A 12,201-nucleotide genomic window follows, 5' to 3' on the forward strand; every position below is an offset into this window, starting at 1 on the left:
AAAATTAATCGGTAATGGATCGATCCAGATGTGTGTAGCCACCATCGACGTGGATGAGCTGCCCGGTGGTGTGGCTCGATTTATCGGACAACAGAAACGCGACTGCATTCGCCAGTTCTTCGGGCGTAGTCATGCGGTGTTCAAGCGGAATTTTCGACACGATCTGCTTTAGTTTCTCGTCTGGATTAGGAAGGGTTTTGATCCAGCTGGCATACAATGGGGTCCAGCTTTCAGCCACCACCACGCAGTTGACGCGGATGCCATAGGGTAACAATTCCACCGCCCATTCGCGGGTCAGCGCGTTGCGCCCGCCATTGGCAGCCGCATAAGCAGAGGTGTTCCCCTGCCCTGTTTCGGCCACTTTTGAGCCAATGTTGACAATCGCTCCTTTCGAGGCTTTCAGGGCGGGTAACGCATGGTGCGCCATCAGGTAGTAATGCACCAAATTCTTGTGTAGCGACGCCATAAAGCCTTCGTATGACCCGTGTTCCAGCCCTACGCTGTCATTGACACCGGCATTGTTTACCAGCCCGTCGATACGGCCAAACTGAGCCAATGTTTGCTCCACCGCCCGCTTACAATCGTCGGGCTTGGTTAACTCGGCAACAAACTGGTATGCCTGTCCACCCGAAGCGCGAATGGCATCAACGGTTTTTATATTGTCTTCTTCGCTACGGCCAATAATAACCGGAATAGCCCCTTCTGCAGCGAGCACCGTCGAAATACCTTCGCCGATTCCTTTAGCCCCGCCCGTAACAATAATGATCTTATTCTGTAAGTTTAAATTCATGCCTGGTTAATTGGCTATCCCATAAAACATCAACGACGAAACGAGAAAGACAAATGATTGTCAATTCTCCTTTCGTCGTTAAAAACCAATGCTGTGAACAGCTAAAATCAGGGAACATAAGTTTCCAGTACGGTCATGTCGCCGTCGGGAACGAGCGTCACGTTATTGACCGATGCGGGAATCAAAGCACACTGGCCCATTTTGAGCGATACGTTATAGCCGCCTGGTGCTTCGATGGTGAGCCCACCAGCCACACAAATCAAAATCACAAACGAGTCGATATGCGTGTAATCGTGCTCAACTTCTTCATTGAAGTTCAGCACATTCGTTACAAAATAATCGCTCTTAACGGCGTTGACGCTCTCGTTCAGTTTCTTGTCATACTGGGTTTTGTACTGGTCGTAGTGGTGATAGTTAATGGCATCAACGGCCAGATCAGTATGCAGTTCCCGCTTTTGACCCGTGGTGGCATCAACCCGGTCGAAGTCGTAAATCCGATAGGTCGTATCAGACGTTTGCTGAATTTCGGCCAGCAACAAGCCCTTACCGATGTAGTGAACGCGACCGGCGGGCAGGAAGAACACATCGCCGGGTTCAGCAGGCTCAATATTCAATATATCCTGAATGGTTTTGTCGGCAACCGCTTTTACGTACTCGTCTTTGGTTACCTCTCGATTAAAACCGGAATTGAGTTTAGCGCCTTCGTCGGCCTGCATGATGTACCACATCTCGGTTTTACCGAAGCCGCTTTTGCGTTCTGCCGCCAGTTTGTCGTCGGGGTGTACCTGAATAGACAGGTCGTCATTCGCATCAATAAACTTTACCAGCAAGGGAAAACGGTTGCCGTACTTGTTATATACATGCTCACCAACCAGCTCACCTTTATACTGCTCCACCAATTCGTGAAGGGATTTACCTTGTAAACTGCCTTCTTTTACAACCGACAGATTACCCTCTACGTCAGACACCTCCCAGGTTTCACCACAATTTGGCAACGGAGAAAAGTCTTTCCCAAGAATGGTGTTGGTCTTCTGGCCACCCCAGATTTTATCTTTAAAAATAGTCTCGAATGTAAGCGGATACAGCATGTAGTTATTCGTTAAAAAGAGTTCTTATTCTTTTGCCGATGCCTTGAAAACGCCGACTTCAGCGAGTTGTACCGGTCCGTTGGCATTTGTAATAAACAGGCGAAGCTTGGAAGATGTTACGGCAGGGAAGCGAAGAAGTCGTTTATAGCCTACTGTTGTGAACGTCTGCAAGGACTTCCAGTTGCTGCCATCCCAGTATTCGACCCGGCCGCTGGCCACGCGCTGGCCGTTGGCAATATTCTCCTGGATCGAAATCCGGTCGAAGGATTTTTCCCCGCCAAGGTCAATCGCCAGCGGTTGATTTGCGGATAAGGTTGTGAACGTAGTGAGCTTTTTATCTGTCAGCAACGGCTGTTTAGCGACCAGATTCTGCTTAAAGGTTTCGTCCAGAATAGTCCGAAACTCTTTCAAACTGGCGATGTCTGGCTCCGAAAACAGGCCATCCCGATTTGGCGGCACGTTGAGCAGCAACAGGCTATTCCGACCAACCGACTGATAGTACAAATCCACCAGGTTCTTTCCTGACCGCACTTTTGCGTCTTCGGCAGGGTGGTAAAACCAGCCCGGACGAATGGATACGTCGGTTTCGGCGGGAACCCATTGCTTGCCCGTAGCATCGCCCCGGTTCAGGTATTTGGCGTCAGCTTTTCCGGGAGCCAGGCCATCGGTGTTAATCGTAGACCAGCAGGTTTCGCCCGCGTTACCCGACTCATTACCAACCCAGCGCACATCGGGACCGGCATCGGAAAACATAACCGCATTGGGTTGTAACTGGCGCACCAGTGCCCAATACCCGGCGAAATCATACGTCATGTCTTTGGCGTTTTCGCCTTTGGCCCCATCGAACCAGACTTCCGAAATAGGCCCGTAGTTGGTTAACAACTCACGAAGCTGGCTTTTGTAATAGTCATTATAGGAAGCCGTTCCGTAGCGGGGCTCGTGTCGGTCCCAGGGCGAAAGATATACCCCGAATTTCAGTCCAAATTCGCGGCAGGCATCGGCAACTTCTTTCACCACATCGCCCTTTCCGTTTTTCCACGGGCTGCTTTTTACCGAATGGTCGGTCATTTTGGAAGGCCACAAACAAAAGCCATCGTGGTGTTTGGCCGTGATGATCGCCATCTTAAAGCCAGCTTCTTTCAATGCTTTGATCCACTGCCGGGCGTCGAGTTTGGTGGGATTGAAAATAGACGGACTTTCGGTGCCGTCGCCCCATTCCTTATCGGTATAGGTGTTGACGGTAAAGTGCAGAAAAGCAGTTGTTTCAAGCGGCTGCCAGGCAAGCTGGCGGGGCGTCGGTTTTGGTAACGATTGAGAATAGCTTAGAAATGAACTCAGAAAACCGGCAATGAGTAAGCCACTTAGGCAAATTTGCTTCATGTTATTGGGATTGAAATAGGTATTGGCATTACAAAGAAGGCACTAAATCCTATGCAGTCGATAAAGCCGATATCTTTTTTAACTACAGAATCAATCATCACACAACCTGCTCCAGCATCTGAATATAGCCGTTTACACCCTCGCCTATCTCATGCAGGTAGATGAATTCATCGGCCGAATGGGAGCGTGCGGAATGACCCGGTCCACATTTGAGCGATGGGCAGTTTAGTACGGCCTGATCCGATGTAGTCGGCGAGCCATAGGTATGCCGCCCCAACGCAAGTCCCGCCAGTACAATAGGATGATCGGCCGGAATGGACGACGGTTTGAGCCGGATTGAACGGGGCTTCACCTCCGACTGGATATTGGCCTGAATCGTTTCGATCACGTCTTCGAGGGTGTATTGTTCCGTTACGCGTACATCAATGGTGAATGTGCAGATATCCGGCACCACGTTGTGCTGGGTTCCGGCGTTGATGATCGTGACCGATAATTTTATAGGCCCCAGCGTTGGCGAGACTTTCGGGAATTGATAGGTAGTGAGCCAGTTTATATCTTTTATCGCTTTGTAAATGGCATTGTCGCCCTCATCGCGGGCGGCATGACCACTCACGCCCGTAGCGGTGCAATCGAGAACAAGCAACCCTTTTTCGGCAATGGCCAGCTGCATTTCGGTAGGTTCGCCCACAATGGCAAAGCTGAACGTTGGTAGTTCGGGCAACAGGAGTTCAAGGCCATCGCGTCCCGAAATCTCTTCTTCGGCGGTGGCCGCCATAACGATATTATAGGCCATATAGGGCCGGTCGTAGAAATAGACGAAGGTAGCCAGCAACGACACCAGGCAACCACCGGCATCATTACTGCCCAAGCCAAAAAGTTTTCCGTCGCTCTCTAACGGAAAAAATGGGTCCAGCGTCCACGACTTATTTGGCTTGACGGTGTCGTGGTGCGAGTTTAGTAATAGTGTTGGCTTGGCAGGATCGAAATGGCGATTTTTCACCCAAATGTTGTTTTTCAGTCGCTGACAGGGAATCTGTTTTTCCTGAAAAAACGCTTCTATTTCAATAGCCGTTTGATTCTCCTCCCGACTGTAGGACTGAATGGCAATCAGGCGTTTGAGTAAGGCGAGAGCCTCATCGGCAAGAATCAGTTGCCGCGTGGGCAGGGATGCGGTGGGTTGAGACATAAAAAAAGCGTTGGCCGCTCAAAGATACGGCCAACGCGATAAAATCATTCAGCATCCTAATCAGCTACTCTTCATAGAATTTCACATTCTTCTCCCGCAGAAACGCTTTGATAACATCGACGTGTACACATTGGCCAACGTTCAGGAACGGGTAGTTCGACACCCGGCTTCTGCGTCCGTTTACCAATACTTCCTGATCTTCAATATCGAAGCCCAGATGCAAATGGCGCGTAGCCGACTGCATACCAAAAACAAGCCCCTTGGCATCAAAAAGCGGCCCGCCACTTTGTCCCCGCAAACCGGGTGTACTCAATTCGATTCCCGTAGCAACGTTGTTGTCGCCTACCAAACGAGTGACAATGCCATCAATTGGAAAACTGGGAGAGACGATTCGCCCGGTGGTTGTCCACTCGATATCATCGTTACCGGCGTTATAGCGGAAGTTGGTAAACTCTGGAAATGGATATCCCAGGCGGCATAAACTCCGACCGGGTTTTACCCGGCTGGTATCCCCCAAAAATACAGCGTGCGAGCGATACAACAAGCGATTATAGCCTTCGAAACGCAGCAACGCGAGATCCTGCGTGGGATGATTATCGATATTTAGCTTTTGAAACTGGTCAACGCAGCCAACAAAATTGTTCCGTACGCGGATAATTGTGTCGGCTGTAAGTTTAAACTTGGCCTCTAACTGGCTAATGAGATGAGCCGCATTCTTTTCCCGCAATGCCTCCCGCCGGGCTCCCTGAAACTCCCGATAATGATGGTAAATGGAATCGCTCTGCCCGATAAGTTCGGCGACATGCTTACACGTGATAGCACAACCCTCTTCATTAACGAAAAAAAGTGTGGCCGTACCGGGTACAATTTCATTGTGGCCATAAAGCCGAACAATGGAGTGCATGGGTTGGGTAAACTGATTAACGCGTTCAATGGCGTCAACAAACATAAAAAGTTACAGGTAAGTGAGCCTGCAAGTTAACAAATTGTAACTGGTTATGTTGGTCAGTGGCTGACGCATGCATATTGCTTTCGCCGGTCTGCCGGTGAGGTCATCTACTGACCAACTAACTAATTTACCGATTTACTTCTTCACCCCCAGCGGGCCGGAAGCGGTCGAATCGCTCGTTTGCCCGTTGGCATCCTGAATACTTTTTTTCGTGGCAGCCGATGTGTCTTCAACTTCATTAGACTCAACCCGGGAGGTAGAATCTGTACTAACGCCATCGGTACTATTCTCGTTTTGGCTACACTTTTGAATCAATAGTGCCAGAACCAATACGGCAATAGCTATCAAAGCCCACCGAAGCCAACGAACATTTTCTTTACGTCGGTCGCCTTCTGTACTCTTTGGAATATTGGGATTAACGGGTGTTCCGCTCAGATTATCGGCGCCCTGTACTTCTGTTTGGGGGCCTGCGGGCGTAACCAGTTCATCGAAACCGAGCAGACTGCCAATACCATCCAGACCCGTTGGAAGGGCCTTCCGGAATTCAGTTGCCTGCCCGAGCAACAGACTTTTCAGGCTGTCAGCCGTTAAGCCTTTCTCCTGCTCTTGCCGACCTAAAACGCCCATCAATACCGATCCTGCGAGTCCTAGAATTGTTTTCGCCGACTGCGGTTTTGTGCCACTATAAACGCTGATAAGTTCGGTTGTGCGGGTGAGTTTATCACCAAAGATATGGTCGAGAAAACCTTCATCGGCCGTCGTAGCCTCGGTGATCGTCTGCATCGTGTCGACAGCCTGGCTCACGTCGTAGGGCGTATTACCATAATCGCCTTTGTCCAGGTAACTGATAATCGCCGATGGGCCACCGGAGGCCTGAACGCGCCGGGTCAATCCACCAAGTAATGTTGGTATCGACCCGTTTATAGCTTTCAGTGTATTTGCAGACGATTCATTGAGCGCACTACTAAGCTGGTCGACTACAGTTGGCGTAAACTGTTCTTTAAGAAGAGATAATAAATGAACGGCCATGATTTTTTCGTTGAGTTAAGATCAATAAAACCGCTCATGAGCCCGAATGTTCTTTTTAAGTTCGTGTAGTAAGTGAAATGAGTCAGTAAGTGGCTAACGCGTGAGTCATTACTTTCGCGTTAGCCACTTACTGACTCATTTCACTTACTACACGAACTAACTAACTACAATTGCGGAATCCGCAGCACTTGATCAGGATAGATCAAATCGGGATCTTTCAGCATGGGTTTGTTTGCTTCGAAAATGATGCCGTATTTCATCGGATCACCGTATACTTCTTTGGAAATTTTCGATAGTGAATCACCTGATTTCACGGTGTAGTATTTGCCTTCAGGAGCAGGCTCATCAACAACCAGTTGATTATCAACTGCCGATACACCTTCTACGTTACCAACTGCCAGCGCAATTTTCTCCGAATCCTCCTGCGACTTCACAGAGCCCGTAATGGTAACGGTATCGCCTTTTGTTTTGACGGTTAGGCTATTATAAGCCAACCCCAGTTGTTTGACGTGGTCGAGTAATGCCTGAGCACGAACTGGTTCAACAGCGTCGGCTTGTGCAGGTGCGACCTCATCTTTATGAAAGATTTTCTCGCCTACGCCTTTAAAAAATGATAAAAGACCCATTGGTTTAGTATTGTTTTTAGTGGAAAATGTGACTAATCGTTGGCAATTACGCTAACTCGTTCGTCACAAACAACAGTCTCCCGCCAAGCTTTGTTTAAATTAAATATACTTAATCTCAAGGGCTTTTAGACCAAACTACATATAAGTATAGACATAAAGGTCTTATTTTTGCGTTCTTTATTACAAGTTTATCTATATTTTCTACAATCAACAACTAATCCGAATGCAAGTAAGGAACAGGTTTCGGTGGGGGTTGATACTAACAACAATTGTTGGTATTAATGCCTGCACAAATAATGACATTGACCCAAACGCGGGTAGTGGTGTAACGCCTACAAAAGGAAGTGCCGATTTTACAAAATACGTAGCTGTAGGTAACTCGCTAACAGCTGGTTATGCCGATGGCGGCCTCTATCGGAATAGTCAATTAAACTCCTATCCGAGCATATTGGCAGGCCAGTTTGCAACGGTGGGGGGAGGCAGTTTTGTACAGCCTTTGTTCACGGAAGCACAGGCAAATGGGGCAGGCTATTTAAAGCTGATTAAGGTTCCTGACCCAGCCAATCCATTTTCCCTTATCACATCTATTAGCCCGGTAGCACCGGGCGCTGCACGAGGGGGCACTACAACAAGTGGCTCACCATTATTGACAAAATTTACGGATGCTAACCAAAATCTGGGTGTACCGGGGATTCGGGTATCTGACATTTTAACGCCTGGCTACGGCTCTGTCCAGGGTAATCAATATTTCGAACGGTTATTAACAAATCCGCTTACGACTTACTTCCAGTACATGAGCGACAACCTGAACGGGGCTACATTTTTCTCCTGCTGGTTAGGCAATAACGATGCACTGGGCTATGCCACAACAGGGGGTGCTACACCGTTGACACCCATTGCCTTGTTCACGACAAACTTCACTGCCGCTATGAATAAGCTGACAGAAGGCGGTCGGAAGGGGGTTGTTGTCGGCATCCCTAATATCATAACCGCTCCTTATTATACGACCGTAACCGTTCCGCTCATACTGGCTTATATTAATGGCGTATTGAAACCAACACCAGCTATTACGAGCCTGTATATTCAAACATCCACTGGTGTGCGTGCTACCCAGACAGGTGATTTGTTGATGCTATCAAACGCAACCGATTACGGCAACATTGGTATGTCAACCGTAGGTACGAAAGCGGGACCCTACGGTTTGACGCCAGCCAACCCGCTTCCTAACAATATCGTATTGGATGCTAGTGAAGTAGCCTTGCTTAATACCAGCATCAGTGCTTATAATGGGGTTATGAAAGCGCAGGCAGATGCCAAAGGAATCGCTTATGTTGATCCGAATGCCGTTTTGAGTCAGGTGGCAGCATCAGGTGGGCTTATCCAAAATGGTGTTACCTATACATCCAGCTTTATTCAGGGTGGCGTATTTAGCCTTGATGGTATTCACCTCACACCAGCCGGTTATGCGCTGATGGCCAATGAAATTATTAAAGGTATCAACGCAAAATACACATCTACGATCCCAACGGTTAACGCTGCCAACTATCGTCGTGTACTTCTGCAACAATAATCACTTATTCATGAAATTAAGTCAACTATCAATAGCTGCCCTGCTCCTGCTAAGCGCATCGGCGGCAATGGCCCAAACTCGTCCGTTCGAGTTTGGCATTAAAGGCGGTGGCACATTTACACATGGCTTCACCAATGTTCCCGCCCAAACGGTGGGTAGCGTACAAGTGCCCGCTTTAGAAAATAAAAATAACGGCATAGGCTACGGCTATTCGGGTGGATTGTGGGCCCGAAAAAACTTCAACAGCTTCTTCATTCAGGCCGAAGTTACCTACAACCGCTTCGTTTTGAAGCAGAAAACCGCAGTTACACTGGACGTCAACGCAAATTCAACGCTGGCCAATGCATTGCCCATTACTGTACAGCCCGGTCTGATCAACGCCAGTCTGAACGCTACATCAGAATCTGTTTTGGAAGCCGTTGATGTACCCATTTTATTCGGCAAACGCTGGATGGGCGGCAAGCTACGCGGCTACGCCGGACCGAATTTCATTTTTGTCCAGAAGGCAACACTCAGCCGGACTACAAGTGGAGTTATCAACGCAAATTCAGCCGTAAATTTCCCACAAACGGATATTCCTGCTTCAAGCGCGACGACAAATCTGCTTAATAAATATGAGGCTCAGAATCTGGAGGTAAAAGACTTTACCTATGCGGTAGAACTTGGTGTAGGCTACTCGCCTGTGCCGTTTCTGGATGTAGATGTCCGGTATGCAGTGCCCGTAGGTGGTGTGTACAAGGACTCAAACATTACCGGTTTCCTGGGTATCGCAACTGTTTCGTTAGGGTTCAAAGTGTTCTAGAAGAGCAATTTAACTAGACAAAAAAGGCAGTAAAGAGAATCGAGATTCTCTTTACTGCCTTTTTTAATGCGGGTTTTCAACCGCATTTGTGTGCTTTAAGTTTATTCAGCCACGAGGGCAAAATTTGTGCCTGACGCCTGCAATTTATACCGTATCATTTGATAACCGCCCGAGGGTTCAGCATTCGCATCGCCTGACGCGTATACCGGAAATTTTCGGCACAGAATATTCCGCTCTGCCCATACAATATCGTGGCCCATATATCCTTTTACTAATGGGCTTCGCCAGTTCACCGGCGTAATATCGGCCTTACGCTCCGGTAGAAATTGCCAGGCATATACACGACCAAACGAGCCGCTCCCATCGCTGGCGCTATAGACATACAGTTCAGGAAAACGGTTGTTATCCAGATCAGCCACTTCGGCACCCACGACTGCCCCATCGACCTTAATATGAAAGTTAGTCAGCAGTAATTCGCCCCGATAGGCTTTGATCTTCACCTCACGCACACGCCCACTATCGGCCGCCGTAACGGTAAACGTATAAATGTTATATCGTAACGATTTGGTAAACTGTGTATTAGTAGAAAAAAATCTACTAATACTTATTGCTGGTTTCTGATAAACTGATACCGTTGGCCAGATGTGCTGCCGACTGCCTTGAGCTACCTGAACAAGCCATGTCAAGCTTAGCAAAAGACACCACACCTTTCTTTTCATCGACTCCGTATTCCTGGTTTGCCAACCAATAACGACACGAAATCAAAAAAAGTTGATTTGATTATGGCTCCAGAAATAATTCACCGATCGAGGTCAATTCCAGTAGTGTAGGAAATATCTCGATACCTTTGGCGGTCAGACTGTATTCTACACGAGGAGGCACTTCGTTATAAGCCTTTTTCTCAAGCACACCCAGACTAACAAGAACCTTAAGTTCCTGTATTAACACCTTTTCACTTACTTCGGGAATCATCCTGCGCAATTCGCCGTAGCGCCGGGCCTGAGTACCTATCTGATAAATAATGTACAGTCGCCATTTTCCACATATAATGTCTAATGTTTTCTGGAGAGCTAAATGCTTGGGGTCAATAGATTTTCGAGTACTAATCTGGTCGTTCATGAGGAAATCAGTCACTAACCTTTAGGTTGGTAACCTACTGATTAAAAGATACTTATACCGGTTTAGGCAAATATATAAAATTGCAATAAATCCATAACCTGATCATTTATTCCTCTGATTATATAACCAAATAAATATTTGTTAAATAGCTATTAATCAACAAACAAATATTTATTTATATAAAAAAAGTATGGCATTTTTTTTTGCACTACCTGTCAATGGCTGCCGGTAAACTATTTTTCTAAATAGAATAAATAGTTAGCTATTCTTTTTATAAACGAAAACGCCTGTTGTAGATATACCAGCCCCTATGTTCATAGAATAGTTAGGTAATGGTCAGGGTGCATTGTTAACTATTAATACAAAAAACAACTGTTCCGCTTATAGTATCTTTGTGAATCCATCCTACAACATTTGAAAACATTACTTGTTATTGCGGGGCCTACTGCGGTTGGCAAGACTGCTCTTTGCGTTCAATTAGCAAAAACATTAGCGACAGACGTTGTTTCAGCCGATTCGCGACAGCTTTATCGCGAATTGACCATTGGCACAGCCAAACCATCAACCGAAGAGATGGCAGGAGTAAGGCATCATTTTATTAATTCGCATTCCATACTGGACCCGGTAAATGCCGGGCGCTATGAGCGGGAGTGTCTCGACGTTCTGGACAACTTATTCAAGACAAAGGATGTAGTGATTTTATCGGGCGGAACGGGGCTTTACATCAATGCCGTTTGCTTTGGGCTGGACGATATGCCCGCAGTAGACCCTGCATTACGCGAGCAATTGCTTACCCGACTTCGAGAGGAAGGCTTGGAAAAACTCCAGAATGAGTTACGGGATTTAGACCCTGTTTATACCCAAACAGCCGATTTACAAAATCCGGTGCGGGTAACGCGGGCTTTAGAAGTCTGCCTGTCAACAGGCGAACCTTACTCGTCGTTTCGTAAACAACAAGCAATCGAGCGCCCTTTCCGATCTGTATTGTTTGCTCTCGAACGCCCTCGCGAGGAGCTGTATACCCGCATCGACACCCGAATGGATGCCATGCTCGCGGCAGGCCTGATCGATGAAGTTCGCTCACTCCTACCCTACAGGCAATTGCCTGCCTTACAAACCGTTGGCTATCAGGAAGTCTTTCCCCACCTGGACGGTCTCTATGATTACGAAGAAATGGTACGCTTACTTAAACGCAATTCAAGGCGTTATGCCAAACGGCAACTGACCTGGTTCCGAAATCAGGGCAATTATCAGTGGATAAGCCCCGAGGAAGGAGAGATAATAATAAAAATGAAGAGTGAAGAGTGAAGAATATTTCTGTAAAAAATCATTCTACATTCTTCACTCTTCATTCTTACTGTGCCCGGTAGGACAGCATGCCGCCGATAACGTTACGAACGTTATTGAATCCGTTTTCTTCTAGAATTTGCTGTGCCATACCGCTACGTTTACCCGACCGGCAATGGACAATTACTTCCTCATCCTGTAAACCATCAAGTTCGTCTAAGCGATACGATAAATCGCCCAACGGAATGAGCGTCGCGCCAATGTTGTCGGCTTCGTATTCATCAGGCTCGCGCACATCAAACAGGTTTAGTTTTTCGCCCTTATCAAGGCGCTCCTTTAACTCCTGTACGGTAATATCCATGATTTGGGGGAGTT

The 12,201-nt window shown here is 47.4% G+C and carries 13 protein-coding genes; 3 read left to right on the forward strand and 10 right to left on the reverse strand.

Features of this window, described 5'->3' with window-relative positions; all coding sequences use genetic code 11:
* Positions 1 to 4: 4 nt before the first annotated feature.
* The 7 genes from CWM47_RS12960 to lysM all read right to left on the reverse strand — a co-directional run bounded on the left by CWM47_RS12960 (position 5) and on the right by lysM (position 7,048).
* Positions 5 to 790, reverse strand: a complete 786-nt coding sequence (locus CWM47_RS12960; RefSeq protein WP_100988382.1) for an L-fucose dehydrogenase — start codon at positions 788 to 790, stop codon at positions 5 to 7.
* A 107-nt stretch (positions 791 to 897) separates the two neighbouring features.
* The gene (locus tag CWM47_RS12965; RefSeq protein ID WP_100988383.1) at positions 898 to 1,878 is read right to left on the reverse strand and encodes a type I phosphomannose isomerase catalytic subunit; all 981 of its coding nucleotides are present in this window, start codon (positions 1,876 to 1,878) and stop codon (positions 898 to 900) included.
* A 24-nt stretch (positions 1,879 to 1,902) separates the two neighbouring features.
* Positions 1,903 to 3,258, reverse strand: a complete 1,356-nt coding sequence (locus tag CWM47_RS12970) for an alpha-L-fucosidase (RefSeq protein ID WP_100988384.1) — start codon at positions 3,256 to 3,258, stop codon at positions 1,903 to 1,905.
* A 97-nt stretch (positions 3,259 to 3,355) separates the two neighbouring features.
* A complete protein-coding gene (locus tag CWM47_RS12975) occupies positions 3,356 to 4,444 on the reverse strand; it encodes a M20 family metallo-hydrolase (protein WP_100988385.1) in 1,089 nt (362 codons plus the stop codon).
* Between the two features lie 64 nt (positions 4,445 to 4,508).
* The gene (locus CWM47_RS12980; protein ID WP_100988386.1) at positions 4,509 to 5,393 is read right to left on the reverse strand and encodes a S1 family peptidase; all 885 of its coding nucleotides are present in this window, start codon (positions 5,391 to 5,393) and stop codon (positions 4,509 to 4,511) included.
* A gap of 135 nt (positions 5,394 to 5,528) precedes the next feature.
* Positions 5,529 to 6,422, reverse strand: coding sequence for a DUF937 domain-containing protein (locus tag CWM47_RS12985; protein WP_100988387.1), 894 nt, complete (start codon positions 6,420 to 6,422; stop codon positions 5,529 to 5,531).
* 164 nt (positions 6,423 to 6,586) lie between these two features.
* A complete protein-coding gene (gene lysM / locus CWM47_RS12990) occupies positions 6,587 to 7,048 on the reverse strand; it encodes a peptidoglycan-binding protein LysM (RefSeq protein ID WP_100988388.1) in 462 nt (153 codons plus the stop codon).
* Between the two features lie 223 nt (positions 7,049 to 7,271).
* Between lysM and CWM47_RS12995 the strand changes: the two genes are divergently transcribed.
* Both CWM47_RS12995 and CWM47_RS13000 read left to right on the forward strand, forming a co-directional pair.
* Entirely contained in the window at positions 7,272 to 8,618 is a 1,347-nt protein-coding gene (locus CWM47_RS12995) for an SGNH/GDSL hydrolase family protein (protein ID WP_100988389.1), read from the forward strand.
* Between the two features lie 10 nt (positions 8,619 to 8,628).
* Positions 8,629 to 9,420, forward strand: a complete 792-nt coding sequence (locus CWM47_RS13000; protein WP_100988390.1) for an outer membrane beta-barrel protein — start codon at positions 8,629 to 8,631, stop codon at positions 9,418 to 9,420.
* A gap of 101 nt (positions 9,421 to 9,521) precedes the next feature.
* On the opposite strand, the gene CWM47_RS13005 is transcribed toward CWM47_RS13000, so the two are convergent.
* Both CWM47_RS13005 and CWM47_RS13010 read right to left on the reverse strand, forming a co-directional pair.
* A complete protein-coding gene (locus CWM47_RS13005; protein ID WP_100988391.1) occupies positions 9,522 to 10,139 on the reverse strand; it encodes a PliI family lysozyme inhibitor of I-type lysozyme in 618 nt (205 codons plus the stop codon).
* Between the two features lie 61 nt (positions 10,140 to 10,200).
* Positions 10,201 to 10,539, reverse strand: coding sequence for a winged helix-turn-helix transcriptional regulator (locus CWM47_RS13010; protein WP_100988392.1), 339 nt, complete (start codon positions 10,537 to 10,539; stop codon positions 10,201 to 10,203).
* A 414-nt stretch (positions 10,540 to 10,953) separates the two neighbouring features.
* Between CWM47_RS13010 and miaA the strand changes: the two genes are divergently transcribed.
* Entirely contained in the window at positions 10,954 to 11,847 is an 894-nt protein-coding gene (miaA, locus tag CWM47_RS13015) for a tRNA (adenosine(37)-N6)-dimethylallyltransferase MiaA (protein WP_100988393.1), read from the forward strand.
* 46 nt (positions 11,848 to 11,893) lie between these two features.
* On the opposite strand, the gene CWM47_RS13020 is transcribed toward miaA, so the two are convergent.
* Positions 11,894 to 12,187, reverse strand: coding sequence for a rhodanese-like domain-containing protein (locus CWM47_RS13020; RefSeq protein WP_100988394.1), 294 nt, complete (start codon positions 12,185 to 12,187; stop codon positions 11,894 to 11,896).
* Between the last annotated feature and the right edge of the window lie 14 nt (positions 12,188 to 12,201).

This window comes from Spirosoma pollinicola (assembly GCF_002831565.1).
GTDB lineage: Bacteria > Bacteroidota > Bacteroidia > Cytophagales > Spirosomataceae > Spirosoma > Spirosoma pollinicola.